We start from the raw sequence: 26,094 nt of genomic DNA, 5'->3' as shown, positions 1-26,094 counted from the left end.
AATGCCGGGCCGAATAGACATCCAGACATACAGGCTTCTATCTTATGCCCCGGCGCCCACGCTTATCCTATTTACCCTCATGGAGCCGTTGATGAAAAAATTATTCTCCCCGCTGCTGGCGCTGGGCCTGCTGGCAGGCCTGCCAGCCTTCGCCGCCGCGCCCGCGCCCGTGCCCGCCGCCATCGCCCAGCATAACGGTCCCATCCGCATCGCGGTCATCCGCAACCTGGGATCGGATGACAATACTACACAGTTTGTCTCGGGGGTCATCGAGGAGGGGAAAAAGCTGGGTTTTAAGGTCAGTACCTTTTTAAGCAACGGCGACGATGCCCGGTTCCAGGATTTTGTTAACCAGGCCATTACCCAGAAATACGACGGCATTATCCTGTCCCAGGGGCGGGACCCTTATTCCACCGAGCTGGTCAAACGCATCGCCGCCAGCGGTATAGCGGTGTCGGTATTCGATACGGCGGTTAACGGCGTGGTGCCGGGCGTAACCGTCACCCAGCAGGATGACGCATCCCTGACCCGGGAATCCTTCGGGCAGTTGATCAAGGACTTCAACGGCAAGGCCAATATCATTAAATTATGGGTGGCCGGCTTCCCGCCCATGGAGCGGCGCCAGGCGGCCTATAAAGCCCTGCTGCAGGACAATCCCGGCATTCATGAGCTGGAATCCCTCGGCGCGGTGTCGTCGGATGTGCAGGGCGATACCGCCAATAAGGTCGGCGCGGTGCTGGCCAAATATCCCAAAGGTAAAATCGACGCTATCTGGGGCACCTGGGACGCCTTTAGCCAGGGAGCCTATAAGGCGCTCAAGGAAAACGGCCGAACCGAAATCAAGCTGTACAGCATCGACATTTCCAACCAGGATCTGCAATTGATGCGTGAATCGGACAGCCCCTGGAAGGTCAGCGTGGCGGTGGATCCAAAGCTTATCGGCAAAATCAACCTGCGCCTGGTGGCCAATAAAATAGCCGGCGCGCCGACGCCCGCGACCTATGAATTCCGCGCCGCCGTTATCCCCCAGGCGCTGCTGGCCAGCCAGCCGGGGACGGTGAATATGGCGTCGCTGGCGACCATTATCCCCGGCTGGGGCCGGGCGGACGACTTTGTCGCGCCCTGGTTTGCCACCCTTGAAGCCGTTCACGCCAAAAAATAAGGGCATACCGATGGCAGATAAGCAACTCCCCGTCCCGGAATACAGCCGCAATATGCGGCTGCTCAGCCATAGCGACCAAGGGGGTAGACCCGACGGCGTGCAGGTCATGGTGCACCGGGGCTACGCCTACATTGGGCATATGGTGTCGCAAGGCGTATCCATTGTGGATGTGCGCGATGTCAAGCATCCGAAACCCGCCGGTTTTATCGCCGCGCCGCCCGGTACCTGGAACGTGCATTTGCAGGCCCATGACGACCTGCTGCTGGTGATTAATGCGCGCGATTTGTTTGCCGACGCGCGTTTTGCCGATGAAAAAGTCTATTACACCCGCCAGGTCAACGATACCGTGAGCCAAGGCCCGGCGGATCGCGGCTGGAGCGCCGGTTTACGCATTTTTGATATCAGCGTTCCCGACAGGCCGCGGGAAATCAGCTTTTTATCCCTGGACGGCATCGGCATTCACCGCATCTGGTATGCGGGCGGGCGCTGGGCGTATGTGTCGGCCCTGTTGGACGGCTACAGCGATTATATTTTCCTGACCATCGATTTGGCCGATCCCGCCCATCCCGCGGTAGCGGGAAAATACTGGCTGCCGGGCATGCACACCGCCGGCGGCGAACAGCCGGATTGGCCACAGGGCAAACGTTATGCCCTGCACCATGCCATTGTCAGCGGCGACACCGCCTACGGCAGCTGGCGCGACGGCGGCCTGACCCTGCTGGATGTCAGCGATCGCACGCGGCCGGCATTGATAAGCCACCGCAACTGGAGTCCGCCGTTTGGCGGCGGCACCCATACCGCCCTGCCCCTGCCGGACCGGGATCTGCTGATCGTGCTGGACGAAGCGGTGCTGGATAACCAGGAAGACGGCGAGAAACTGATTTGGGTCTTTGATATCCGCGCGCCGGCGAACCCGGTGAGCATCGCCACCTTCCCGCAGCCAAACGAAGCGGATTACGTGCGTAAAGGCGCGCATTTCGGTCCGCATAACCTGCATGAAAACCGTCCGGGCAGTTTTATCAGCTCGACGCTGATTTTCGCCACTTACCAGAATGCCGGGATACGCGCCTATGATATCAGCGATCCCTATCATCCGCGGGAAACCGGCGCGCTGGTGCCCGCGCCGCCGGCGACGCTAATGGATAAACGCCCCGGCAGGCCGAAGGTCATACAGTCCTGCGATGTCTTTGTGGATGCCCAGGGCATTATCTACGCCACGGATTACAACGCCGGGCTGTCGATTATCGAATATTTGGGCTGAGGATAAAGTACCAGCGGGCGTTCGCGGGCTGGGTCCGCGAACGCCGCACAGCAATAGCGGGAAAAAACTCAGAAGATTAATTTGAACACGCCGGTGAGGGTTAACAGACCAACAATAAAGATAATCGCAATAATCCACAGAAAAATTTTCATTCCCTTTTCCTTCTCGTTTGGGTTGTCATCGTTTAGCGCTTAAGTCGATGAAATCGTTATATCAGTATAGAAGAAGAAAACAGGAATGCAGGCCACCCGCAAGAAAAAATACGCATCATTGCGGCGGCCCGGTCCGGCGGCTCAGCCGTTCTGCCTGATGCGGGCCAGCAGCGCGTCGACATCGGGAATATGCGCCGCCGCCAGAATCAGCGTCTTGCCCAGGCTCAGCGCCTGGCGCTGGCATTGATGGCGCATTGCTTCGTCGGTGATGGTATCCAAATCCGCGACATGGGCAAAACCGATAGTGCGCCGGATTAGCTCGGTGCCGCAATATCCCACCGCATCCGTCCAGACCTGCTGCAGGAACCGCCGCGCATAGCCGGGCTCGGCCAGCATGATATCCCGGCTTTTTTCAACAGCCAGACCCAGGAACCCTTCGGCGAACGCCTGCCACAGCGCGCGCACGTCCCTAAGGCGCTGCTCGCGGGCGCCGGCCGCCTCGCGCAGGGCCAGCAGCCCCGGCAGGCCGCAGTAATTGAGCAGCAGGTTGCCCATGGCGGTGCCGAGATCAAACCCCATCGGGCCGTAATAGCCGAACTCGGCGTCTATTACTTTTAGCCGGCCCGCGGCGACAAAGATCGACCCGCTGTGGACATCGCCGTGCAGCAACGCCTGCGCCTGGCTGAGGAAGCGATGCTTTAAACCCGCCACCGCCGCCTTCAGCGCGCTGTCGCCCTGTATCGCCGCCACCTCGTCCGTAAGCGACGGCGGGAATGCATTGCGCTCATGGGTGATATAAGGATCGGTAAAAAACAGATCTTCGGTGATCTGGCACATCTCCGGATTAGTGAAACGGCTGACCTCCGCTTTTTTGTGCTGGGGACGCTGGTAAAAATCCGAGGTATGGAATAGCGCCTGCGCCAGATATTCGCCCAGCTGGCCGGCGGCCTGGGGATAAACAGCGCCGTTGATCAGTTCACGGCGCCAGATGCTATGGTCGGAGAGATCTTCCTGAATCATCACCGCCAGGTCCGCGTCGTGGTGCAGGATGCGCACCGTGTGCCGCGGGCAGAACGCCCCGTGGATGAGCAGGGTTTCCGCTTCGATCCTGGCGCGATCGAGCGTCAGCGGCCATGATTCGCCGACGCAGCGCACATAAGGCAGCGCCTGCTTGACGATGACCCGGCTGACGCCCTGGCTGTCCAGGATTTTAAATACCAGGTTCAGGTTGCCGTCCCCGACCTCTTCGGCGGCCACCAGGGCATCCGGTTGATCCACGCCGGCATAATGGCGGGCATAATCCACGGCGTCGGCGGCGGTGAGGGTATGGTAAACAGACAAGGCGCACCTCATACAAAGGGAATTAAGGCCGTAAAGGCGTAAAAGCATGTAGACGTCTATACATCTTCCCGTCATGTTGGCAGAATAGCCATTAAGTTGCAATAACCTAAAAGGGACTTAACGATCGATGCAAAATCTTAACACCGCCAGCATGCGCGTGCGCGACGGCCGTTTGTGGATTCTGGACCAGCAGGCGCTGCCGCAGCGGCAAAACTGGTGCGCCACCGATACCGCGGCGGATCTTATCGATCATATCCGCACGCTCCGGGTACGCGGCGCGCCGCTGATCGGCCTGTCCGCCAGCCTGCTGCTGGCGCTGCTGGCGGAAAGCGGCATGGCGCGCCCGCAGCTGGCGCAATCCCTTGCCGCTTTAGGCGCGGCGCGGCCCACGGCGGTTAACCTGATGAATAATCTGGCGCGAATGCGTCTGGCGCTGGAGCAGGAGGCTTATGCCGCCGCCATGGCGGCGGAGGCGTTGCGCCTGGTGGAAGAGGACCGCTCGCTGTGCGCGGCCATTGCCGGCCACGGCGCGGCGCTGGTGCGCCCCGGCAGCCGCCTGCTGACCCATTGCAATACCGGCGGCCTGGCCACCGCCGGCATCGGCACCGCCCTTGGCGTGATAAGCGTGGCCGCCGCGCAGGGCAAGGTACAAAAGGTCTGGGTGGATGAAACCCGTCCGCTGCTGCAGGGCGCGCGCCTGACCGCCTGGGAGCTGGGAGAACAGGCCATACCCTATACGCTGATTTGCGACGCCATGGCCGCCGGCCTGATGGCGCGGCGGGAAGTGGACGCCGTTTGGGTCGGCGCGGACCGGATTGCCGCCAACGGCGACGTGGCCAATAAAATCGGCACTTATAGCCTGGCGGTGCTGGCGCGCTTCCACGACATCCCCTTTTATGTCGCCGCGCCTCACACTACCCACGATCCCGCGTGCCCCGACGGGGACGCCATTCCCATTGAGCAGCGGGCGGCAAGCGAGGTCACCGGGGTAGCCGGCAGCTTCGGCAGTTGCCAATGGGCGCCGCAAAACGCCGATGTCTATAATCCGGCGTTTGATGTCACTCCCGCCGCGCTTATCAGCGCCTGGGTGCTGGATACCGGCGTGGTGACACCGGGGCAGGCGCAGGCAGGCATCTTCCGCCGCCCGCTGGCGTGCTAGCACCGGCGCGAAGCCACAGTCTACCGGAACGCCATCGCTCACGCCGGCCGGTAATCAACCGGGCGGCCATAGCGGCATCCGGCGCGGGATGCCCCGACCGGATGCCGGGCATTGATGCGGCCGCTTATCTCTCCAGGCGCGGATAACGGTCGGCGATGGCATCGCCGGTAAACCTGGCCACCCATCCTTCCGGGTTGTCAAAAACCCGGATGGCGGTGAAATGCGGGGCGCTTCCCATATCAAACCAATGGGGCGTGCCGGCGGGCACCGAGATAAGATCGTTCTTCTCACACAGGATCTGCCAGATTTTTCCATGCAGATGCAGGCAAAACAAACCGGCGCCCTCGACAAAAAAGCGCACCTCGTCTTCGCCGTGGGTGTGTTCCGCCAGGAATTTTGCCCGCAGCTGCTCGCGCTCCGGATGATCGGCGCGCATGCTGATCACATCCCAGCTCTGGTAGCCTTTCTCCGCCACCAGCCGGTCGATGGCCGGCTGATAGGCGGCGATCACCGCCGCCGGAGCCGGATCCCGCTCCAGTTCACGGTCGGCCTGCCAGCGCTCAAAACGAACGCCGATGTCGTTAAGCTGCCGGCGGATGGCCTCGGCGTCACGGCTTTGCCACACCGGCTGGCCGGCATGGGTATCGCTGAAAATCGTTAACGCGCTCATTGGGCGATCTCCTGTAAGTCAATCTGGTCAAACCGGTTAACCTGGGGGTAATGCTGCTGCGGGTCCGCCTCGTCGCGCACCAGCTGGCACACCCGCCAGCCCGCCGCGCGCGCCGCCGCCAGCTCTTGCCCGATATCGGACAGGAACAGCAGCTCGCCGGGCGGCAGCCGCAGCTCGCGGGAAATGGCGCGATAGGACGCCGTCTCCCGTTTGGCGCCGATGCGGGTATCAAAATAGCCATCGAACAGCGGGCGCAGGTCCCCGGCCTCGCTGTGGCCGAACAGTAATTGCTGGGCCTCCACCGAACCGGAGGAGTACACATACAGCCCCAGCCCCTGCCGCCGCCATTCGGCCAGTCTGGGCGCCACATCGGGATAAAGGTGGCCGAGAAAATCGCCCTCCTGGTAGCCCTCGCGCCAGATCATGCCCTGTAGGGTTTTCAGGGCGGTGGACTTGCGGTCTTCATCCATAAAACCGAACAGCGTGGCGATAAGCGCCTCGGTATCGGCCTCGGGCCGGTTGATTTCCCGCCGTAATGCCGCCAATGCCCGCGCCACGTCTTTCCCGGCGGCATGCCGGCGCACATAGCCCGCCAGCCGTTCGCGCGCGTAGGGAAACAGCACCTGATGGACAAAACGGATATCGCTGGTGGTGCCTTCGATATCGGTGACGATGGCCCTGATCATTTTGCCTCCAGCTGGCGGCGCAGCAGCTCGCACTGGAACAAGAACTCCAACCCTTCCAGATGGCGCCGCGCCTCGAAGACATCGCGCCCCCAGCAGTAGAGGCCGTGGCCGCGCACCAGAAAGCCGTGGCGCAACGAGGTAACCTCGTGATGGGCCGCCACCCGGGCCGCCAGCGCCGGGATATCCTGATCGTTATCGAAAATCGGCACGGCCACCTGTTCCAGGTGGCTGGCGACGCCGTCGAGGGATTTTTGCATCTCGTAGCCCGTCAGCAGCAGCGCCTGGCCGGCCTCAAGACGCGACAGCACGGTGGCATTCACCGAATGGGTATGCAAAATGGCCCCGGCCGCCGGAAAACAACGGTACACCAGGGTGTGCAACCCGGTCTCGGCGGAGGGTATGCGCGCGTCCAGCACCTGGTTGGTGGTGATATCCACCGGCAGGAAATCCTGCGCGCGCAGCCGTCCCTTATCCTTGCCGGATTCGCTGATAAGGCACAGCCCCGCCTGCGCGCGCACCGACATATTGCCGCCGGTAGCCGGGCTCCATCCTTTGGCGCCGATCCAATGGCACGCGTCCACCAATGCGGCCAACTGCTGATTCTCTGCCATACCTGTCCGTTCTCCTGCCGCGGGCGATAAGGGTCAACGTGATTTTTAGCCGTTTAACCATCCGCATGTCTTGATAGCTAAATAGTAACATCGGGGTAATGCAACGGCAACATGGCGTGAGCAGACTCTTTCCCCAGGGTATACAACAAGGATTACCGGGGAAAGTCAGGTTCATCCTTTTGTCTGTTGATGGTGAAATCCGCCACCACCGACCAATCCCGCCCCCCATGGCCTGCGGCCACGGCATCGCCCATCTGCCGATGAATGGCGGCAAGCATGGGGAGTTGCCGCCCCAGCTGTTCGGCCGCCTCCCGTGCCAGGCGCAAATCTTTAAGGCCGAGTGAAGCCTTGAAGCCGGGCTCGTAACGTTCTTGCGCGATATTGGCCGCGTACAGCTGGTAGGAACGGCTGCCAAACAGGGTGCCGAGGATCAGCTCGAAAAAGCGATCGCGCGCCAGGCCGTTAGCCTCGGTGAGCACCACCGCCTCCGCCATCGCCTCAATCGCCATGGTGATCATCATATTGCAGGCAATCTTGGCGGCATGCGCGGTGGGCGGCTGTTCGCCCATGTCCCAGACGCGCTTGCCGATAATCGCCAACAGCGGGCGAACGGCGTCGATTGCCGCCGCGGCGCCGGCGACCAGGATATTGAGCTCGCCTTTGGCGGCGACGTCCGGGCGACCCAATACCGGCGCGGCCACATAGGCAATCCCCGCCTGCTGATGATACGTCACCAACTCCTGCGCAAACGCCACCGAAATAGTCGACGCCACCACGTGCACCAGCCCGGGTCTTGCATGCGCAAACGCATTTGTATCAACCAGCACGCTGCGAATGGCTGCATCGTCGGACAGCATCGTCAGCACCACCTCTGATTGCAATACCTCAACCGGCGTCGCCATGATGTCCACCCCTTCGAGATGGCTGCCTGAGCGATTCCAGGCTGTTACCCTATGGCCGGCCGCAACCAGTTTCAATGCTATCGCGCTCCCCATTGCGCCTAATCCGATTAATCCAATGTCCATTGTTGTTCCCCTGTATCAGTGGTTTGGCGCAGCGACGGCGGCATTGAGGAAATCGGCCGTCGGCGGACTGGCGGCGGCGAAGGCCGAGGCCTCTGCCGTCACATAAGAATGGGTAAATCCACCAGTGAGGGCAGCCGCAAGCACCCTGGGCGCCCATGCCGTACTGCCGCGCGTCGCTGGCCGGCGGTTCAACCCGCAGCGTGCAACGGCATAATTTTTCTAATCGGTAACTAAGGCGCGGTCCTGCCGGCTGCCGGCGGGAAATCCATGCCGGGAGGCGCGGGAGGCGACGGCAAGGCCTGCCAGTAAAAGGGCCAGCAGAACCCAGGGGAATGACCGTACGCCCCCATGGTCAAGCAGCAGTCCGCCGAAAAGCCCGCCAAGGGCAATGGCGCTGTTCCAAACCACGACGTTCATTGACAGCGCAACGTCCGCGCCCGCCCCGGCCGCGTCGGCCAGCGCGGTCTGGAGCAGTGTGGCGGCGCCGCCGAACGTCAGTCCCCAAACGGCGACACCGGCATAGATCATCAGGGGTGAGGCGGCATTAAGGCCAAAGAGGAGTGATATCAGCGCAAACACGGATAACGAGATCAGCACCGCCCGGCGCAGATGTTGTTCGACAACGCGTCCCGTAATGGAGATGCCCCCGAGCGCGGCCAGGCCGAAAGCCAGCAATACCCGATCGACGCTGCCGGCAAGACCGGCCGGACCAATAAACGGGGCAACGTACGTATACAGCATGTTATGAGCCAGCATCCAGAGTAATACCACCGCCAGTACGGGTTTTACGCCCGGCGTGAAAAGGACTTTTTTCAGCTGCATCCGTTGCGGATCCGACTGTCCCGGATAGTTCGGCACGGCGGCAAGAACCCAAACGATGAGGATGACGGACAGTCCGGACATCACAGCGAAAGTCAGGCGCCAGCCCAGCACACTCCCCAGCCAGGTACCCAGCGGCACGCCAAGGGAAAGCGCAATAGGGGTTCCCACCATCGCCAGGGCCATTGCCCGGCCCTGTAATGCCGGCTGTACCATCCGGCGGGCGTAGCCGGCCAGCAGGCTCCAGGCGAGACCGGCGCAAGCCCCCGCCAGAAAGCGCGCCGCCAGCGTAAGCATCATGCTGGACGACATCGCCGTCAGCGTATTGAACGCCAGAAAACCGGCGATCGTTACCAGCAACACGTGCCGGCGAGGCCATGTGCGTGTCGCGAGCGTCAATGGAATGGCCGCAATCAGTGAACCGGCGGCATATACGGTCACCATTTGGCCCGCCAGCGACATCGAGATCCCCAGGCCGGCGCTGATTTCGGGTAATAAGCCAGCGGGAACGGTTTCGGTCATAATGCATATAAACCCCGTCATGGCGAGGGCCAGCAGCGCGAGTACCGGCAGGCTTTCATTTTGCTGCCGGTAGTCTTGGCGCCGGGAGGGAGAATGCTGAGATTTCATCGCGTATACTCTTGGGCTTATTTATATATCGATTAGTACAAATATCGTGAAACGAATAGGTTGTCAAACAATTATGTATCAATTAGTATAAAATTATTGAAGCAGGAGAGAGATCATGCGAACCGGACGACCCAGACAGTTTGATCGCGACGAAGCCGTGCGCCAGGCAATGCATCTGTTCTGGGAATATGGTTATGAATCAACGTCATTGACGCAACTGAAAGCGGCTATCGGCCGCGGCATCACCGCACCCAGTTTTTATGCCGCCTTTGGTTCAAAAGAAGGGCTTTTTCGTGAAGCGGTGGCCTGTTACCTGGCCACGCACGGGCGCGTCACCGAGCCGCTTTGGGATCCGGCACTGCCGCCTCGCCAGGCCATTGAGCGGGCGTTGTCGGATTCCGCCCGCATGCAGTGCGAACCCGGGCATCCCAAAGGGTGCATGGTGGCGCTCGGCGTCATGTCTGCCGGCTCCCCCGAGTACAACCCGGTGCTCAAACCGCTTGCCGATTCCCGCAACCGCACACGCACCGGATTAAGAAACTGTGTTAACAGAGCTATCAGCTCAGGAGAACTGCGGGAAGAGGCCGGTACGCAGGCCCTGGTGGTTATTTTTGACAGCTTCCTGCTGGGGATATCCACGCTGGCGCGCGACGGCATACCCCTGAGCGATATCGAAGGGGCGATTGCCCAGATTATGACCTTGTGGGATGCGGCGTCCGCCAGTTAGCCCAAGAGGTTTCAGGCGGCTATCCGCGCAGCCAGCACGGCAGGCGCCCCTGCCGTAAGGGGACTATACCTCGATCTCGGCCTCGTCGCCTTTTTCCTGCAGCCAGTTGCGCCGGTCTTCCGAGCGTTTTTTCGCCAGCAGCATATCCATCATCGCCAGCGTCTGCTGCATATCCTCGTCGTTGATGGTGAGCTGCACCAGGCGGCGTGTGTTGGGATCGAGCGTGGTCTCGCGCAGCTGCAGCGGGTTCATTTCCCCCAGCCCTTTAAAGCGCTGCACGTTCGGGGTGCCTTTTTTGCGTTTCAGTTGCTCGAGCACGCCGGCTTTTTCGCCTTCGTCCAGGGCATAAAACACTTCCTTGCCCAGATCGATACGGTACAACGGCGGCATGGCGACATACACATGGCCTTCCTTCACCACCGCGCGGAAATGGCGCACAAACAGCGCGCACAGCAGGGTGGCGATATGCAGGCCGTCGGAGTCGGCATCGGCCAGGATGCAAATCTTGCCGTAGCGCAGCTGGCTTAAATCATCGCTGTCCGGATCAATGCCGATCGCCACCGAAATATCATGCACTTCCTGCGACGCCAGCACTTCATCCGAGGAGACTTCCCAGGTGTTGAGGATCTTGCCCTTCAGCGGCATGATCGCCTGGTATTCCCGATCGCGCGCCTGCTTGGCCGACCCGCCGGCGGAGTCCCCTTCCACCAGGAACAGCTCGGTGCGCGCCAGATCCTGCGCGGTGCAATCCGCCAGTTTCCCCGGCAGCGCCGGGCCGCTGGTCAACTTCTTGCGCACCACTTTTTTCGAGGCGCGCAAACGCCGCTGGGCGCTGGCCACCGCCAGTTCCGCCAGCTGTTCGGCTACCTGGGTATTTTGATTCAGCCACAGGCTGAAGGCATCCTTCACCACGCCGGAGACAAACGCGGCGCACTGGCGGGAAGACAAACGCTCCTTGGTCTGGCCGGCAAACTGCGGATCCTGCATTTTCACCGACAGCACATAGGCGCAGCGCTCCCAGATATCTTCCGCCGACAGCTTAACGCCGCGCGGCAGGATATTGCGGTATTCGCAAAACTCGCGCATGGCGTCCAGGAGGCCCTGGCGCAGCCCGTTGACATGGGTGCCGCCCTGGGGAGTGGGGATCAGGTTAACATAGCTTTCGGTCAGCAGCTCGCCGCCCTCGGGCAGCCAGAGCAGGGCCCAGTCGACGGTTTCGGTATCGCTGGCAAAGGCGCCGGTAAACGGCGCCTCGGGCAGGGTAATCAGCCCGTTGATCGCCTGGTTAAGGTAGTCGGTCAGGCCGGAGGCGTAGCACCAGCGGTGCTCCGTGTTATTAACCTGATCGGTAAAGACTATTTCCACGCCGGGACAAAGCACCGCCTTCGCTTTGAGCAAATGGGCCAGCCGGGAGGCTGAAAAACGCGGGCTGTCGAAGAACTGCGGATCGGGCCAGAAATGCACGCTGGTGCCGGTGTTGCGTTTGCCGCAGGTGCCGATGATCGACAGATCCTCGACCTTATCGCCGTTTTCGAACGCGATGGCGTAGATGTTGCCGTCGCGGCGCACCGTCACATCCACCCGGGTAGACAGGGCATTGACCACTGAAATACCCACACCGTGCAGGCCGCCGGAGAACTGGTAGCTTTTGTTGGAGAATTTACCGCCCGCATGCAGGCGGCACATAATCAGCTCGACCGCCGGCACCCCCTCCTCGGTATGGATATCCACCGGCATGCCGCGGCCGTCGTCGGTCACTTCCAGGGATTGATCGGCATATAACACCACGTCGATACGCCGGGCATGGCCCGCCAGCGCTTCGTCGACGCTATTGTCGATGACCTCCTGGCCCAGATGGTTGGGCCGGGTGGTGTCCGTGTACATGCCGGGACGACGACGTACCGGCTCCAGTCCGCTTAATACTTCTATCGCATCGGCGTTATAGCTTGATTGAGTCATGGCTTAAAGTATATTTCGTGACAAATTGTTGGAGAGCCTACCGCAAAGGACACCCCCTCGGGAAGCGTTATTCGCGCGGCTCAAACGGCGGCGATTCAGACTTTATTCAGCCCAAGGAAATCAATTATGGGAGAGAAAAAATGCTCGAACCCGACAAAGGCGTGATTCCCGCCCGATTCCACGGTCTGGCGGCAGTGGGTGTAATACTCCTGCGCCTGCCGGTAATCAAGGATCTCGTCGCCTGTTTGCTGCAGCAACCAGATAAGGTCCGGCGATTCCAGCCTGTCGACATGCATCAGCTTCAGGTCGTAGACATGGCGAGACTCTAGCACATAATGTTGGCCGGTGTAGGGATTCTCATTCTTGCCCAGGAACTCCGCCAGCAGCTCGAACGGCCGCACCGCGGGGTTGACCACCACGGCGGGCAGCATAAAGGATTGGGACAGCCAGGTGGCATAATAACCGCCCAGGGACGACCCGACAATGCCCAGCGGTTCGCCAGCCCGGTCAAGGACCAGCGACTCGATCATGTCGGCCGCGTCGGCGGGATAGACCGGCAACTGCGGGACGATCATCTCGATATCGGGATGATGCCGGGCGAGCCAGGCCTTGAAAGACGTGGCCTTGGCCGAGGCGGGGGAACTGTTGAAACCATGAAGATAAAGCAGGACCGCCATCAATAGCCTTCCGAATCCGTGTCGGGCAGATACTCGTCGCCGGATAACCGATGGACCTCGGTCGACAACGTGCCGTCAGGATGCAAATCGAGATAACGCCAGCCGGGCCCGACGGAATCGATAGTAAAATTGGTGCAGTGCGGTTTGAACTGCACGCAGGTGGACGGCGAGGCCAAAACGCGCCGGCCCTGCCAGTCGACATCCAGTTCCTGGTGTATATGGCCGCACAGCAGCGTGGTTACCCTGGGAAACCTGGCCAGCGTCGCCGCCAGCATATGCGCGTTGCGCAGGCTATGCTGGTCAAGCCAGATGCAGCCGGACGCGAACGGATGGTGATGCAGCAGCAGCAGCGTATAGCGCTCGGGCTGCGAGTCCAGGGCCTTTTCCAGCCATTCAAGCTGATAATCGCTCAGTTCGCCGTGCGGTACGCCGAACACCTGGCTGTCAAGCAGCACCAGTTGCCATTGATCGCCGAGCAGCACATGTTTCGACGGCGATATTCCGCCGTCCGCCAAGGCCTTGACCATTGCCGGCTGGTAATCATGATTGCCTGGTAACCAGACGCAGGGCGCGGGCAACCGCGTAATGCCCCTGGCGAAGTGCTGGTAGGCCTCAAGGGAATGGTCCTGGGCCAAATCACCTGTCGCGACCACCAAATCGTAATGATGACGTTCAGCTTCAACCGCGTCCAATACCGCGCAATAGCTACGGTAGGTATTCACCCCGAGCAGCGCCTCATCCTCACCGGCGAACAAATGAGTGTCTGTGATCTGTAAAATCCTGATAATGGCCCCATTCGCCACAGGAAGTGTCAACAGGCTTTCCAAAGGGTATCCTTGGTTATTGAAATCTGCCTAACAAACGGGAACCGCCATCGCCCCATACGCTAAACAATAGCGTAGCCAATCCGCAAGGAATTGGTTGATTTGATGTTTTTCGTCACGTTGGTGTAACTTTTTATTAGGGTAATCATACCTTGCCTTGAAACGATAGATCTGCTGACTGGAACACACTTCCGCAACCATGGCGTCCCGGTATAGCCGCACGCTCATGGACGGCAGGCTCCAGTAGCTGACCAGCGGTTCGGTCTGGAGTATCTGCACCAGGGTGGTGTAACGCGTCGCCTCCAGTATGGTCAGGCGATAGCTGGCGCCGTTGACCTGATAGGTTATGGCGTCCCCCACCTCGTTGGTGCGCGGCAACAGCCGGCGCAGCTGGGCGAAATTGGTCTCGCACAGGCGCATCATTTCAGGAAAATCAGGGGTGTAGCGCTTGATCATTAATCGGCCCACTCTTTTCGTAAGGATTCATGGTGTAGTGCCAGCCATTGCAGGGCAATGACGGAGGCCGCGTTATCGATAATCCCTTCCTCAACCCAACGGTAAGCCTGCTCCCGGCTGACCACGTGAAGACGGATATCTTCGTTTTCTTCCACCAATCCGTGGATACCTTCGGCCAGCTGCGCGTCCACCTCGCCGGCCATAATCGTCAAGCGTTCGCTGGTGCCGCCCGGACTTGCCAGATAGCTTAGCAGCAGTTTGCAACGGCCGATGTCCAGCCCCGCCTCCTCAATGGACTCCCGCCGCGCCACCTGTTCGTGCGATTCGCCAGGCTCGATCATACCGGCTACCAGCTCCAACAGCCAGGGGGTCGGACTGCTATCATAAGAGGCAATACGAATTTGTTCCAACAATACAACTTCATCTCGCACCGGATCATAGGGTAACAATACCACGGCATGTCCGCGCTCTAAAATTTCCCGCCGCACCTCGCCGCTCATCTCGCCGTTAAACAGGCGATGGCGGAACCGATACAACTCCAGGGAAAAAAATCCACGGTAAAGCGTTTCGCGTGCAATAATTTCTACATCATTTTTACCAAATGTTACCGGTGAGGGTGTGGACGAAACCATGGAAACGACTCCTTTTGGGATGATTTGTCAGTAGCGACGGCGTCAGGCAATCACTTTTCTCGCTAATTAGGTGGATTGTGATAAATTTTATCCCACAGATTCAAGATGGCACATTAAGCCACCACCTACTTCTGGCGGACTCTGGTAGAATCGTGCACTATTTCATGGCTCATTATCGCCAGCGCTACCATAGCAATTTTGCTGTATCAAAAGGAATGCAAATGAAGAAACTGCTCCCCCTTCTTATCGGACTCGGCCTCGGCGGCTTCAGTGCGTTAAGTCAGGCAGAAAATCTGCTACAGGTATATCAGCAGGCGCGGTTGTCCAACCCGGATCTGCGGCAATCCGCGGCCGATCGCGACGCGGCATTTGAAAAAATCAACGAAGCGCGCAGTCCGTTGTTGCCACAGCTCGGGCTGGGGGCGGATTATACGTATAGTCAAGGCGCCCGTGATAGCAAAGACATCAATTCCGGCGTTGCCAGCGGGTCGCTGCAGCTGACCCAGACCATCTTCGATATGTCGAAATGGCGCGCGCTGACCATTCAGGAAAAAACCGCCGGCGTCCAGGACGTCTCTTACCAGGCCGCCCAGCAGACCTTAATCCTGAATACCGCCACCGCCTATTTTAACGTATTAAGCGCCATTGACGCGCTGTCTTATACCGAGGCGCAGAAACAGTCGATTTACCGCGAACTGGATCAAACCACCCAGCGTTTTAACGTCGGCCTGGTGGCGATTACCGATGTGCAGAACGCCCGCGCCCAGTATGACCAGGTGCTGGCCGACGAGGTCACCGCCCGCAACACGCTGGACAACGCGCTGGAAAGCCTGCGCCAGATAAGCGGCAACTTTTATCCGCAGCTGGCCTCGCTTAACGTGCAGCGCTTCAAGGCTGAACGTCCCCAGCCCATCGCCGGCCTGCTGAAACAGGCGGAAACACGTAACCTGAACCTGTTAAGCGCCCGCCTGTCGCAGGATGTGGCGCGCGAGAATATCCGTTATTACGAAACCGGCCATTACCCGACCCTGAGCCTGAATGCCGAGTCGTCGGTGACCAATACCGATTATAACGGATCCAGGACAAATAATGATCCGACTTACGCAAACCGGCGTGTCGGCCAGAACTCTATCGGCCTGAGCCTGAACGTGCCGATTTACTCCGGCGGTTCGGTGACCTCGCAGGTAAAACAGGCGCAGTACAGTTTCGTCAGCGCCAGCGAACAGTTGGAAAGCGCGCATCGCAGCGCGGTGCAGACCGTACGTTCTTCCTTTAATAATATTTCCGCCTCCGTCAGCTCCATCGACGCTTATGAACAGGCGGTCATTTCGGCGCAAAGCTCCCTGGACGCGTCCGAAGCTGGTTATGAAGTGGGCACCCGCACCATCGTCGACGTGCTGGACGCCACCACCACGCTCTATAACGCCAAGCGGCAGCTGTCGGATGCGCGTTATACCTATGTCATCAATCAGCTGAACCTGAAACAGGCCCTCGGCACCCTGAATGAAGGCGATATCCAGGCGCTTAACGCTTCCCTCGGCCAGCAGATTGCCACCAGTCCCGAACAGGTGGCGCCGGAAAATCCGTCCCAGGTCGCCAAGGCCGAAGGCGTCAGCCCGAGCCAGACTGCCAACGCGCCGCGCGCCAACCAAAGCCAGGAGCAGGCGACACGCCCCCAGGCCGCGACGGTCAGCGCCATCGCGCCGGTTAATTCCAGCTCCGCCACCGGCCGCAATCCCTTCAGGCATTAAGCGTTTTCCAGGCGGGCAGCCCGCCCGCCTGGCCCCTCCGGCGACATCCCGCCTTTCCGCCGCGATCCCACCTTTATGTATAACTATGTAAAGATGTTTCCGCAGTCGCCGCCGATGCTTCTTATTTAGGCATTTTTACCCTATTCTTAGAGCGTATCTCCGGGAATGTTAAATCGTTAATAAAGCAGGAAAATAATGAAACGGACAAAAGACATTAACCACGCCAGTTTCCGCAAGCAATGGCGTGCCTGCCGCATGGCGCCGGTCGCGCTGGCGGTCGGCGCGGTGTTTATGCTGGCCGGCTGCGAGAAAAGCGACGAGAACGTGTCGCTGTATCAAAACAGCGATGACTGTACCCGCGCCAATCCGTCCATGAGCGAGCAGTGCACCACCGCGTTTAACAACGCGCAGAAAGAGGCGGTGAAAACCGCGCCCAAATACGCCTCGCGCGAAGACTGCGTCGCCGAATTCGGCGAAGGGCAATGTACCCAGGCCCCCGCCCAGGCCGGCGTGGCCGCCGAATCGCAGCAAAGCGGCAGTTTCTGGATGCCCCTGATGGCCGGCTATATGATGGGCCGCATGATGGGCGGCGGCGGTTATGCGCAGCAGCCGCTGTTCACGTCGCGCGCGCCCAACAGCCCGGCGAACGGCAAGTTTGTCGACGCCACCGGCCGTAACTACGGCCCCGCCACTACCGGGCGCAGCATGAATGTGCCGAAAACCGCCATGGCGCCCAAGACGCCGACCACCAATACCGTCACGCGCGGCGGCTTCGGCGAAACGGTAGCGAAACAGAACGCCACCATGCAGCGCAGCAGCAGCACCGCGCCACGTCGCAGCAGCACCGCGCCACGTCGCAGCATGAGCATTGGCGGCTAAGCGGGACATGAAACGAGTTACCCTGAACGAACGCCCGGACTGGCGCGAAAAAGCCGCCGAATATGGTTTTGAGTTCCATACCATGTACGGCGAGCCCTACTGGTGCGAGGATGCGTATTACCAATTTACGCTGGCGCAGATAGAAACGCTGGAGGATGTGACCGCCGAGCTGCATCAGATGTGCCTGAAAGTCGTGGCGAAAGTGGTGGACAGCGACGCGCTGCTGGCCAAATTCCGCATCCCCAAGCATACCTGGCAATTTGTGCGCAACGCCTGGCATACCCAACAGCCCTCGCTCTACTCCCGTCTGGATTTAGTCTATGACGGCCGGCAGCCGCCAAAACTGCTGGAAAATAACGCCGATACCCCCTCGTCCCTGTATGAAGCCGCTTTTTTCCAGTGGATTTGGCTTGAGGATCAGATCAAGTCCGGCCAGCTGCCGGCCGGGGCCGACCAATATAACAGCCTGCAGGAAAAGCTGATCGAACGCTTCCGGGAGCTCAAGGAGCAGCATGGTTTCAGCTTGCTGCATTTTGCCTGCTGCCAGGATACCACCGAGGATCGCGGCACGGTGCAGTACCTGCAGGACTGCGCGCTGGAGGCGGAATTACCCAATGATTTTCTGTTTATCGAGGAAATCGGCCTGGGCGAAAGAGGCCAGTTTACCGACACCGAAAACCGGGTGATCGGCAATATGTTTAAGTTCTATCCGTGGGAATTCATGCTGCGGGAGATTTTCTCCACCAAGCTTGAGGACGCGGGGGTGCGCTGGCTGGAACCGGCCTGGAAAAGCATTATCTCCAACAAGGCGCTGCTGCCGATGTTATGGGAAATGTTCCCGGGGCATCCCAACCTGCTGCCGGCCTATTTTGCCGAAGACAACCCGCCGCCGATGGATCACTATGTGGTGAAGCCGCTGTTTTCCCGCGAAGGCGCCAATATCCGCATCGTCGAAAACGGCAAGGAAACCGCCCGCGTGGACGGGCCTTATGGCGAAGAAGGCGCCATCGTGCAGCAGTTTTGCCCGTTGCCGCGCTTCGGCGACAGCTATACCGTTATCGGCAGCTGGCTGGTGAACGACAGGCCTTGCGGCATCGGCATCCGGGAAGATAAAGAACTGATCACCCAGGATCTGTCGCGCTTTTACCCGCATATTATCCTCGACTGAGCGCCCCAAAGCATACGCAGCGGCAGCGCCGCTGCGTAACAGCGTTTAACCCACCTGCACCGACAGCATGCTTAACGACGCCATCTCAATGCCGTCCACCGGTATGGAAATCGCCTCTTCGCCATCCCAGGCGCCCAGTATATACAGCAGCGGCAGGTAATGATCGGGCGAGGGGTTGGACAGCGCCGCGCCGTCATGAGCCATAAAATCCACCAGCGGATGGACGCCCTGGCCGCGCCAGCCGATATTGTCGCGCACAAACTGGTTAAAGGATAACGCCCAGGGATAGGGCGGCGCCTCGCCGTGCCATTGGATCATGCGCAGGTTATGCACCACGTTGCCGCTGGCGACCATCATCACGCCCTGGTCGCGCAACGCCGCCAGTTTTCGTCCCAGCTGGAAATGATATTCCGGCGGCTGGGTACCGTCGATACTGAGCTGTACCATGGGGATATCCGCGTCCGGATACATTTTTTTCACCACCCCCCAGGAACCGTGATCGAAACCCCATTCGGTCAGATCGGCGCTGACAGCCACCGGCAGCAGCAGTTCCTGGATGGTGGCGGCAAGGGCGGGCGAGCCCGGCGCCGGATAACGGATATCAAACAACGCCTGGGGAAAACCGCCGAAATCATGGAGGGTGCGCGGGTTTTCCATCGCGGTCACCGCGGTGCCGCGGGTAAACCAATGGGCGGATATCGCCAGGATGGCGCGGGGACGCGGCAAGGTCCGGCCGAGGCGTTGCCAGGTTTGGGTATATTGATTATCTTCCAGCACGTTCATCGGACTGCCGTGGCCGAGAAACAGCGCGGGCATACGGGGTTCGCTCATGGGTCATTCCTTCTGTATCATCTTATCGCGCCTGGCGCCTTATGCTGATTAACTTACGCCTTGCGGCCGGAAAATAAACCCGGATAAGCATGATCATCATATTCAATATATTTGAATAAACCTAAACGTCCGCATGGCTCGTCCCCGCGCGCCAGGGACGACGATGCCGCGGCGCAAAGCCGGGCGGCGGCCTTTCACTTAATCCCCAGCCGCTTCGCCAGCCGGTGCAAATTGCCGGGATTGACCGCCAGCCTGCGCGCGCAGGCCGACCAGTTATTGCCGCAGCCGGCCAGCGTCATGCGGATTAAGCGGCGCTGATAATCGTCGGTACCGTCGCGCAGGGTAGCGGAAGCGATAGGGTCATGCGGCGGCGCGACGTGCGTTAATGGGGGCGAGGCCCCATCCAGGGCAAAATTCTCCGGCCGCAATACCACCTCGGCGTTGCCCTGCCCCGCCCGCGCCAGCACCGTGGCGCGATAAATGGCATGCTCCAGCTCGCGCACATTGCCCGGCCAGCCGTTTTCCGCCAGCAACGCCAGGGTGGCCGGCGCCAGCGCCACGCGCTGCAGTCCCAGCCGGATGCGGCTGCGTTCGCAAAAAAAACCGGCCAGCAGGGCAATATCCCGCCCGCGCTCGCGCAGCGGCGGCACATGGACGGGAAACACGCTTAAGCGGTGAAACAGATCGGCGCGAAACTGCCCGGCCAGCACCGCCTCCTTCAGCACGCGATTGGTGGCGGCCAGGACGCGCACATTGACCCGCAGGCTTTGATCGTCGCCGACGCGCTGTAAATCGCCGTACTGCAATACCCGCAGCAGTTTTGCCTGCAATGTCAGCGACAGCTCGCCGATTTCATCCAGGAACAACGTGCCGTTATCCGCCAGTTCAAATTTACCGATACGATGATGAATGGCGCCGGTAAAGGCGCCTTTGACATGGCCGAACAATTCGCTTTCCGCCACCGATTCCGGCAGGGCCGCGCAGTTAAGGTACACCAGCGGATTGGCCGCCCGTGGCGATTGCAGATGTATTGCGCGCGCCACCAGCTCCTTGCCGACGCCGGTTTCACCGGTGATCAGCACGTTCAGATCCGAATTGGCCACGATGCCGATTTCCTTTTTCAGCTGCGCCATGACCCCGGACAAGCCGATCATTTCGTCGGCGCCCTCGGTTTGCGGCCGGCCGACGGCGCTTATCGGCGCAATGGCCTGTTTTTCCAATTGCTCCACCAGCAGCGCGTTGCTGAGCGCGACCGAGAACAGCGCCCCCACCAGACGCAGTTCCTCATCGCTGAAATGATCGAGCTGATGCGCATCCATATCGTCAATGGTCAGGGCGCCGACCAGGTTCTGGTGGGTAAACAGCGGCAGACCGATACAGGCATGCACCTTCAATTGCTCATGGCCCGGGATCAGCCCGTCGTAAGGATCGGGCAACAGGCTGTCCGCCGGAAAACGCACCACATCGCCGGCGCGGGCGATGGCCTCCAGACGGGGATGCTCGGACAGCCGGAAACGGCGCCCCAGCACGTCGGGCGACAGACCGGCGATCGCCAGCGGCCGGAACAGCTGCTGTTCATAGCTGAGCAGCGCGCAGGCGTCGCACGCGAGCAACCGGCGCAGGCTGTTGATCAACTGCTGGAAACGGTCCCTGCCGGTGATGCCCGATTGCAGCTCAATGGCAATCCGGCTCAGGGTTTGCATGGATAACGCCATAAGGATAAGCACCTGACAAGGTAAAAAGCGGCGACAAGCCACAGCGTCATTACGCCGCGCAGGGCGGATGCGGCCCGGAGCGCCGACTATCTCATTGTGACAATAGCTGTGTCAAAAAAACATATTTCCAATTTCGTCATTTTGACAAATAAATAATTTAAATTCTTTAATTTCAATGAATTAATTATTGGCATGGGTTATGCAGCACTGATGCCATCCAGCGGTTTTCAGTGGCAATTTACCATGAGGTTTTATCATGACGGTACAGGTCAAAAACACTATTCATTGGGTGGGACAACGGGATTGGGAAGTACGCGATTTCCACGGCACCGAGTATAAAACCCTTAAAGGCAGCAGCTATAACAGCTATCTGATCCGTGAAGAAAAAACGGTATTGATTGATACTGTGGACTATAAGTTCAGCCGTGATTTCCTGCAAAACCTCGAGGCGGAAATCGATCTCGCCACCATAGATTATATTATCATCAACCACGCCGAGGAGGATCACGCGGGGGCCCTCACCGCGCTGATGGCGCGTATCCCGCATACGCCGATTTATTGCACCACCAACGCCATTGACTCCATTAACGGCCACCACCATCACCCGGAATGGAACTTTCGCACGGTTAAAACCGGCGACAGTCTGGATATCGGCAACGGCAAGCAGCTGATCTTTATCGAGACGCCGATGCTGCACTGGCCCGACAGCATGATGACCTATCTCAGCGGCGATGCGGTGCTGTTCAGCAACGACGCTTTCGGCCAGCATTATTGCGACGAGCATCTGTTTAACGACGAAGTGAACCAGAATGAACTGTTTGAGCAATGCCAGCGTTACTACGCCAATATCCTGACGCCGTTCAGCAGGCTGGTCACCGCCAAGATCAATGAAATCCTGGGCTTTAACCTGCCCCTGTCGATGATCGCCACGTCCCATGGCGTGGTGTGGCGCGACAATCCGACGCAGATCGTCGCTAAATATCTGCAGTGGGCCGACAGCTACCAGGAGGACCGTATTACCTTGTTTTACGACACCATGTCGAACAACACCCGCATGATGGCGGATGCCATTGCCCAGGGGATTACTGAAACCGATCCCGGCGTGGCGGTAAAAATCTTTAACGTCGCCCGCCATGATAAAAACGAAATCCTGACCCAGGTTTTCCGCTCCAAAGGGGTGTTGGCCGGCTCCTCCACGATGAATAACGTCATGATGCCCAAGGTAGCGGCGCTGCTCGAAGAACTGGCGGGACTGCGCTTTCGCGATAAAAAGGCCTCGGCCTTCGGCAGCTACGGCTGGAACGGCGGCGCGGTGGACCGGGTGCAGACGCGGCTGATGGACGCCGGGTTCGAAACCTCCCTGCCCCTGAAGACTAAATGGCGACCGGACGGCGCGGCATTGGACCTCTGCCGCGAGCACGGCAGGGAAATTGCCCGCCAGTGGGCGCTGCATCCTTTGGATGAGCAGGTCGCGGTTGCCCCCGCCCCCGCCGCCGCGGACACCGTCAGGATGCAATGCAGCGTGTGCCAATGGATTTACGACCCCGCCCTGGGCGAACCGATGCAGGAAGTGGCGCCCGGTACCGGTTGGCCGCAGGTGCCGGAGACCTTTTTATGCCCGGAATGCGGTCTTGGCAAAGACGTCTTTGACGCGTTGAAATAAGGCGATGAGATGAACGAAGGCATTGTTATTATCGGCTCCGGCTTTGCCGCCCGGCAGTTGATCAAGAACCTGCGCAAGCTCGATGACGGCGTGCCGATCCGGCTTATCGCCGACGACAGCTGCGATGAATACCACAAGCCGGAGCTAAGCCATGTGTTCAGCCAGCGGCAACGCGCGGACGACCTGACCCGGATGACCGCCGGGGACTTTGCCGAACAGTTCCGGCTGACGCTGCACCGTCATTCACGGGCGCAGCGTATCGATGCCGCGGCGCGGCGGGTCTATTGCAGCGACGGCGAATATGGCTACCGTCAGTTGATCCTGGCCACCGGCGCACAGGCCGTTATCCCGGCGATTGAAGGCCGGGAACTGATGCTGACGCTCAATAGCCAGCAACAGTACCGCCGGATAGAAGACCAGCTGCGGCAGGCGCGGCGGGTCCTGTTATTGGGCGCCGGCCTTATCGGCACTGAACTTGCAATGGACCTGACCCGGGCGGGCAAACAGGTGATCCTCCTCGATCAGGCGGCCAGCATCCTGGCGTCCCTGATGCCGGCTGAAGTCAGCGCGCGTCTCCAGCATCGCCTGGTCCGGCAGGGGGTGGAGCTGATCCTTAACACCCGGCTGCTGAGCCTTTGCCCGACCGCGACCGGCATCGCCGCCGCCCTGCCGCGCGGCCGTCTGCTGGAAGTGGATGCCGCCATTGCCGCCATCGGGCTAAAGCCCGACACCGCGCTGGCCTTATCGGCCGGTCTGGATACCGGCAGGGGTATCCGGGTTAACGACAGATTGCGCACCTCGGATCCCGCCATCTATGCGCTGGGCGATTGCGCGGAAATCAACGGCGCGCTGATGCCTTTTTTACAACCGATACAGCTCAGCGCCGCGGTGTTGGCTAAAAATCTGTTGGGCGGTAACGACAGCCTGTTACTGCCGCCGATGCTGGTAAAGGTGAAAACGCCCGATATGCCGCTGCACCTGGCGGGCCAAACGCAGCGCACGGATTTACACTGGCAGATCAACTTTGACACCCAGGGTATACTGGCGCAGGGTTGGGATGAACAACGGCGGCTGTGCGCCTTTGTCGCGGGAGAAGCGCGGATGAAGGAGGCGTTTTTACTGCTGCGCCAGTTGGCGCCATGCTGAACGCGTCCTCACGGCCGGCGGCCCGGCGGTAGCCGCCCGGTCGGTATTGACCCGCCATCCCCGGCATTATGTTGATAAATTGACGATGGCCGTTGCCCCCAACGGCGGAGAACGATATGCAAGATTTGATGTGTTATAAAACCCTGCCCGAATGGGATAGCCAGACGCTGCCGGAGGCCTTCCGCCAGCGGCACAATACCCAGGAGGGCGTATGGGCGAAACTCACTGTACTGCAGGGCACGCTGTCCTTTGCGTTTTTAAGCGAAAACGATGAGGTGCTGGAATCCCACGCGTTTACGCGCGACAACCCGCCGCCCCTGGTGGAGCCGCAGCGCTGGCACCGTATTGTCGCCAGCTCGGCGGATATGCGTTGCCAACTGGCCTTTTACTGCCGGCCGGAGGATTATTATCATCTTAAGCACGGCATGACGCGCACGCATTCCGAGGTGATTAACGCCGCCGCATACGCGGCGCCGGGCAAAGCGCTGGATCTGGGCTGCGGCGCGGGCCGTAATGCGCTGTATCTGAACCTGCTGGGGTTTGATGTCACGGCGTATGATAAAAGCCAGCAAAGCATCGATGCCCTGAATACCCTTATCGCGATCGAGCAACGCGATCATATCTCAGCCGGCGTTTATGATATCAACGAACAGCTGATAAACGGCCGGTACGACTTTATTCTCTCGACCGTGGTGCTGATGTTTTTACAGGCCGACCGGATCGAGCGCGTTATCCGCAATATGCAGCAAAGCACCAACGACGGCGGGCTGAATCTTATTGTCGCCGCCATGTCCACCGAGGATTGTCCCTGCCCGCTGCCGTTTCCGTTTACTTTCAGCGCCGGGGAACTGTCCGGGTATTATCGCGATTGGGAAATAATAAAATATAACGAGGATAGGGGAGAACTGCATAAAACCGACGCCGAAGGCAACCGCATTAAGCTGCGTTTTGCCACGCTGCTGGCGCGCAAGCGGCCCTGACAGAACCGGGAAAGCAACCGGGCGCCCCCGGCGGCCGGGGCTTCCCGGCACAGCGGCATCGCCAGTACATACGGACGTTTCAGGGCAGAATGCGCGCGGCGAACCTGCTACCCGCGGGGCCAGCGCCGCCTGGTCCCTTCTGCATGCCCGCACGGCGCCGGGCTATTGTCCCGGCCCGGCGAAAGCTGCGGCCGCGGGCGACGGCAACCGCGCGTCAGCTGGCCTGACGTGCCAACGAGCGGCGGTAGTCCACCAGATCTTCGATGGTGACCACCGGCATATCATACTTTTTGCCGAACGCGATGATTTCCGGAGCATGGGCCATGCTGCCGTCCTCATTGGTGACTTCGCACAGCACGCCCATCGGCTTGAGGCCGGCCAGGGTGGTCAGGTCGATGCTGGCCTCGGTATGGCCGCCGCGGGTGAGCACGCCGCCCGGCTGGGCGCGCAGCGGGAACACGTGGCCGGGACGATTGAGATCGCTGGGCTTGGCGTTGTCTTTGATGGCGGCGCGGATGGTGGTCAGGCGGTCGGCGGCGGAAACGCCGGTGGTGACGCCTTCCGCGGCTTCGATGGTGACGGTAAACGCCGTCTGGTAGTGGCTGGAGTTGTGTTCCACCATCATCGGCAGATCCAGCTGCCGGCGGCGCTCCTCGGTCAGGCACAGGCAAACAATGCCGCTGCCGTGGCGGATGGCCAGGGCCATCTGTTCAACCGTCATGCTTTCGGCGGCAAAAATCATGTCGCCTTCGTTTTCACGATCTTCATTGTCCAGCACCAGCACACCGCGACCATGGCGCAATGCGTTAAGTGCGTTTTCCACGCGTTCTGTCGGCGTACCGAACTCGGAAAGAAGCGTCTGATTCATGGTAAAAAAAACCTCATAAAGTATATGGATTACCAGAACCAGGGCAGACTTAGGAGTAGCCTTAACAGGCTAAAAGATAACGAGAATGAGCTGGCAGCTCATTGTTGGCCGTTACTCTCTCCCATCCGGACTATAACCGTCGGCCCCGGAATTACACCGGGTCTGCTGACCTCAAATCCTACGGCAATCTGAGCGCTCGCGGGCTTCCTGTGCAATAATCGTCAATAGCAATTAGCGCACGGGTTTACCGCCGGTGGGGAGTTTCGCCCCGCCCTGAGAATAAGCGGAATTACTATAACGCC

General features: G+C 59.9%; 24 protein-coding genes and 1 riboswitch. Of the genes, 10 read left to right on the top strand and 14 right to left on the bottom strand.

Going from position 1 to position 26,094, the window contains the following annotated elements:
* Positions 1-91: 91 nt before the first annotated feature.
* Positions 92-1,162: a sugar ABC transporter substrate-binding protein gene (locus ACL2XF_RS24200; RefSeq protein WP_413727642.1), complete on the top strand. Its 1,071-nt coding sequence runs from the start codon at positions 92-94 to the stop codon at positions 1,160-1,162.
* A 10-nt stretch (positions 1,163-1,172) separates the two neighbouring features.
* Positions 1,173-2,423 (top strand): LVIVD repeat-containing protein, encoded by a 1,251-nt coding sequence (locus ACL2XF_RS24195; RefSeq protein ID WP_413727641.1) that lies wholly within the window; start codon positions 1,173-1,175, stop codon positions 2,421-2,423.
* A gap of 293 nt (positions 2,424-2,716) precedes the next feature.
* Here ACL2XF_RS24195 and mtnK read toward each other — a convergent pair whose 3' ends face one another.
* Positions 2,717-3,916: an S-methyl-5-thioribose kinase gene (gene mtnK, locus ACL2XF_RS24190; protein ID WP_413721489.1), complete on the bottom strand. Its 1,200-nt coding sequence runs from the start codon at positions 3,914-3,916 to the stop codon at positions 2,717-2,719.
* Positions 3,917-4,043: 127 nt separating this feature from the next.
* Between mtnK and mtnA the strand changes: the two genes are divergently transcribed.
* Entirely contained in the window at positions 4,044-5,075 is a 1,032-nt protein-coding gene (mtnA, locus tag ACL2XF_RS24185; protein WP_410013443.1) for an S-methyl-5-thioribose-1-phosphate isomerase, read from the top strand.
* 124 nt (positions 5,076-5,199) lie between these two features.
* Here mtnA and ACL2XF_RS24180 read toward each other — a convergent pair whose 3' ends face one another.
* The 5 genes from ACL2XF_RS24180 to ACL2XF_RS24160 form a co-directional block, all read right to left on the bottom strand.
* On the bottom strand, positions 5,200-5,745 hold the full coding sequence (locus tag ACL2XF_RS24180; protein WP_410013442.1) for a 1,2-dihydroxy-3-keto-5-methylthiopentene dioxygenase: 546 nt from the start codon (positions 5,743-5,745) through the stop codon (positions 5,200-5,202).
* Positions 5,742-6,431, bottom strand: coding sequence for an acireductone synthase (gene mtnC / locus ACL2XF_RS24175; RefSeq protein ID WP_410013441.1), 690 nt, complete (start codon positions 6,429-6,431; stop codon positions 5,742-5,744). The genes ACL2XF_RS24180 and mtnC overlap by 4 nt, the downstream gene beginning before the upstream one ends.
* Positions 6,428-7,042: a methylthioribulose 1-phosphate dehydratase gene (locus tag ACL2XF_RS24170; RefSeq protein ID WP_413721491.1), complete on the bottom strand. Its 615-nt coding sequence runs from the start codon at positions 7,040-7,042 to the stop codon at positions 6,428-6,430. Before ACL2XF_RS24170 ends, mtnC begins: the two co-directional genes overlap by 4 nt.
* 152 nt (positions 7,043-7,194) lie before the next feature.
* Positions 7,195-8,067, bottom strand: coding sequence for an NAD(P)-dependent oxidoreductase (locus ACL2XF_RS24165; RefSeq protein WP_413727640.1), 873 nt, complete (start codon positions 8,065-8,067; stop codon positions 7,195-7,197).
* A gap of 219 nt (positions 8,068-8,286) precedes the next feature.
* Positions 8,287-9,516 (bottom strand): MFS transporter, encoded by a 1,230-nt coding sequence (locus ACL2XF_RS24160; protein WP_413727639.1) that lies wholly within the window; start codon positions 9,514-9,516, stop codon positions 8,287-8,289.
* Positions 9,517-9,628: 112 nt separating this feature from the next.
* Here ACL2XF_RS24160 and ACL2XF_RS24155 point away from each other — a divergent pair, with 112 nt between their 5' ends.
* Entirely contained in the window at positions 9,629-10,243 is a 615-nt protein-coding gene (locus ACL2XF_RS24155; RefSeq protein ID WP_410016724.1) for a TetR/AcrR family transcriptional regulator, read from the top strand.
* A gap of 63 nt (positions 10,244-10,306) precedes the next feature.
* On the opposite strand, the gene parE is transcribed toward ACL2XF_RS24155, so the two are convergent.
* The 5 genes from parE to nudF form a co-directional block, all read right to left on the bottom strand.
* Positions 10,307-12,202, bottom strand: coding sequence for a DNA topoisomerase IV subunit B (gene parE / locus ACL2XF_RS24150; protein WP_413727638.1), 1,896 nt, complete (start codon positions 12,200-12,202; stop codon positions 10,307-10,309).
* Between the two features lie 95 nt (positions 12,203-12,297).
* Entirely contained in the window at positions 12,298-12,879 is a 582-nt protein-coding gene (gene yqiA, locus ACL2XF_RS24145; RefSeq protein ID WP_410013436.1) for an esterase YqiA, read from the bottom strand.
* Positions 12,879-13,706 (bottom strand): 3',5'-cyclic-AMP phosphodiesterase, encoded by an 828-nt coding sequence (gene cpdA, locus ACL2XF_RS24140; RefSeq protein ID WP_413721494.1) that lies wholly within the window; start codon positions 13,704-13,706, stop codon positions 12,879-12,881. Before cpdA ends, yqiA begins: the two co-directional genes overlap by 1 nt.
* 27 nt (positions 13,707-13,733) lie before the next feature.
* A complete protein-coding gene (locus tag ACL2XF_RS24135; RefSeq protein ID WP_410013434.1) occupies positions 13,734-14,159 on the bottom strand; it encodes a DUF1249 family protein in 426 nt (141 codons plus the stop codon).
* The gene (gene nudF, locus ACL2XF_RS24130) at positions 14,159-14,791 is read right to left on the bottom strand and encodes an ADP-ribose diphosphatase (protein ID WP_410013433.1); all 633 of its coding nucleotides are present in this window, start codon (positions 14,789-14,791) and stop codon (positions 14,159-14,161) included. Before nudF ends, ACL2XF_RS24135 begins: the two co-directional genes overlap by 1 nt.
* 221 nt (positions 14,792-15,012) lie before the next feature.
* On the opposite strand from nudF, the gene tolC reads away from it, so the two are divergent.
* The 3 genes from tolC (at position 15,013) to ACL2XF_RS24115 (ending at position 18,589) form a co-directional block, all read left to right on the top strand.
* On the top strand, positions 15,013-16,542 hold the full coding sequence (gene tolC / locus ACL2XF_RS24125; RefSeq protein ID WP_413727637.1) for an outer membrane channel protein TolC: 1,530 nt from the start codon (positions 15,013-15,015) through the stop codon (positions 16,540-16,542).
* 195 nt (positions 16,543-16,737) lie between these two features.
* Positions 16,738-17,421: a DUF1190 family protein gene (locus tag ACL2XF_RS24120; protein WP_410013431.1), complete on the top strand. Its 684-nt coding sequence runs from the start codon at positions 16,738-16,740 to the stop codon at positions 17,419-17,421.
* A gap of 7 nt (positions 17,422-17,428) precedes the next feature.
* Entirely contained in the window at positions 17,429-18,589 is a 1,161-nt protein-coding gene (locus ACL2XF_RS24115; RefSeq protein ID WP_413727636.1) for a glutathionylspermidine synthase family protein, read from the top strand.
* Between the two features lie 45 nt (positions 18,590-18,634).
* Here ACL2XF_RS24115 and ygiD read toward each other — a convergent pair whose 3' ends face one another.
* On the bottom strand, positions 18,635-19,420 hold the full coding sequence (ygiD, locus tag ACL2XF_RS24110) for a 4,5-DOPA dioxygenase extradiol (protein WP_410013429.1): 786 nt from the start codon (positions 19,418-19,420) through the stop codon (positions 18,635-18,637).
* Between the two features lie 194 nt (positions 19,421-19,614).
* The gene (gene norR, locus ACL2XF_RS24105; protein ID WP_413727635.1) at positions 19,615-21,135 is read right to left on the bottom strand and encodes a nitric oxide reductase transcriptional regulator NorR; all 1,521 of its coding nucleotides are present in this window, start codon (positions 21,133-21,135) and stop codon (positions 19,615-19,617) included.
* A 256-nt stretch (positions 21,136-21,391) separates the two neighbouring features.
* Between norR and norV the strand changes: the two genes are divergently transcribed.
* The 3 genes from norV (at position 21,392) to tehB (ending at position 24,924) form a co-directional block, all read left to right on the top strand.
* The gene (gene norV / locus ACL2XF_RS24100) at positions 21,392-22,798 is read left to right on the top strand and encodes an anaerobic nitric oxide reductase flavorubredoxin (protein ID WP_413727634.1); all 1,407 of its coding nucleotides are present in this window, start codon (positions 21,392-21,394) and stop codon (positions 22,796-22,798) included.
* Positions 22,799-22,807: 9 nt separating this feature from the next.
* On the top strand, positions 22,808-23,944 hold the full coding sequence (norW, locus tag ACL2XF_RS24095; RefSeq protein WP_413727633.1) for an NADH:flavorubredoxin reductase NorW: 1,137 nt from the start codon (positions 22,808-22,810) through the stop codon (positions 23,942-23,944).
* A 116-nt stretch (positions 23,945-24,060) separates the two neighbouring features.
* A complete protein-coding gene (tehB, locus tag ACL2XF_RS24090) occupies positions 24,061-24,924 on the top strand; it encodes an SAM-dependent methyltransferase TehB (protein ID WP_410013425.1) in 864 nt (287 codons plus the stop codon).
* Between the two features lie 214 nt (positions 24,925-25,138).
* Here the strand turns inward: tehB and ribB are convergent, their stop codons facing one another.
* Positions 25,139-25,792, bottom strand: a complete 654-nt coding sequence (gene ribB / locus ACL2XF_RS24085) for a 3,4-dihydroxy-2-butanone-4-phosphate synthase (protein WP_410013424.1) — start codon at positions 25,790-25,792, stop codon at positions 25,139-25,141.
* 109 nt (positions 25,793-25,901) lie between these two features.
* Positions 25,902-26,077, bottom strand: a riboswitch (FMN riboswitch).
* Between the last annotated feature and the right edge of the window lie 17 nt (positions 26,078-26,094).

The sequence above is a fragment of the Sodalis sp. RH19 genome (genome assembly GCF_047324215.1).
Lineage (GTDB): Bacteria > Pseudomonadota > Gammaproteobacteria > Enterobacterales > Enterobacteriaceae > Acerihabitans.
The sequence above is the reverse complement of the archived record's forward strand: the minus strand, read 5'-3'. Positions and strand labels throughout refer to the sequence as shown.

Coding starts and splice junctions, on each gene's coding strand:
- ACL2XF_RS24195 (WP_413727641.1), top strand. CDS start 1,173: ATGGCAGATAAGCAACTCCCCGTCCCGGAATACAGCCGCAATATGCGG.
- norR (WP_413727635.1), bottom strand. CDS start 21,135: ATGGCGTTATCCATGCAAACCCTGAGCCGGATTGCCATTGAGCTGCAA.
- tolC (WP_413727637.1), top strand. CDS start 15,013: ATGAAGAAACTGCTCCCCCTTCTTATCGGACTCGGCCTCGGCGGCTTC.
- ACL2XF_RS24165 (WP_413727640.1), bottom strand. CDS start 8,067: ATGGACATTGGATTAATCGGATTAGGCGCAATGGGGAGCGCGATAGCA.
- ACL2XF_RS24115 (WP_413727636.1), top strand. CDS start 17,429: ATGAAACGAGTTACCCTGAACGAACGCCCGGACTGGCGCGAAAAAGCC.
- ACL2XF_RS24160 (WP_413727639.1), bottom strand. CDS start 9,516: ATGAAATCTCAGCATTCTCCCTCCCGGCGCCAAGACTACCGGCAGCAA.
- ACL2XF_RS24180 (WP_410013442.1), bottom strand. CDS start 5,745: ATGAGCGCGTTAACGATTTTCAGCGATACCCATGCCGGCCAGCCGGTG.
- parE (WP_413727638.1), bottom strand. CDS start 12,202: ATGACTCAATCAAGCTATAACGCCGATGCGATAGAAGTATTAAGCGGA.
- mtnA (WP_410013443.1), top strand. CDS start 4,044: ATGCAAAATCTTAACACCGCCAGCATGCGCGTGCGCGACGGCCGTTTG.
- ACL2XF_RS24135 (WP_410013434.1), bottom strand. CDS start 14,159: ATGATCAAGCGCTACACCCCTGATTTTCCTGAAATGATGCGCCTGTGC.
- ygiD (WP_410013429.1), bottom strand. CDS start 19,420: ATGAGCGAACCCCGTATGCCCGCGCTGTTTCTCGGCCACGGCAGTCCG.
- ACL2XF_RS24120 (WP_410013431.1), top strand. CDS start 16,738: ATGAAACGGACAAAAGACATTAACCACGCCAGTTTCCGCAAGCAATGG.
- mtnC (WP_410013441.1), bottom strand. CDS start 6,431: ATGATCAGGGCCATCGTCACCGATATCGAAGGCACCACCAGCGATATC.
- yqiA (WP_410013436.1), bottom strand. CDS start 12,879: ATGGCGGTCCTGCTTTATCTTCATGGTTTCAACAGTTCCCCCGCCTCG.
- ACL2XF_RS24170 (WP_413721491.1), bottom strand. CDS start 7,042: ATGGCAGAGAATCAGCAGTTGGCCGCATTGGTGGACGCGTGCCATTGG.
- norW (WP_413727633.1), top strand. CDS start 22,808: ATGAACGAAGGCATTGTTATTATCGGCTCCGGCTTTGCCGCCCGGCAG.
- tehB (WP_410013425.1), top strand. CDS start 24,061: ATGCAAGATTTGATGTGTTATAAAACCCTGCCCGAATGGGATAGCCAG.
- nudF (WP_410013433.1), bottom strand. CDS start 14,791: ATGGTTTCGTCCACACCCTCACCGGTAACATTTGGTAAAAATGATGTA.
- ribB (WP_410013424.1), bottom strand. CDS start 25,792: ATGAATCAGACGCTTCTTTCCGAGTTCGGTACGCCGACAGAACGCGTG.
- norV (WP_413727634.1), top strand. CDS start 21,392: ATGACGGTACAGGTCAAAAACACTATTCATTGGGTGGGACAACGGGAT.
- ACL2XF_RS24200 (WP_413727642.1), top strand. CDS start 92: ATGAAAAAATTATTCTCCCCGCTGCTGGCGCTGGGCCTGCTGGCAGGC.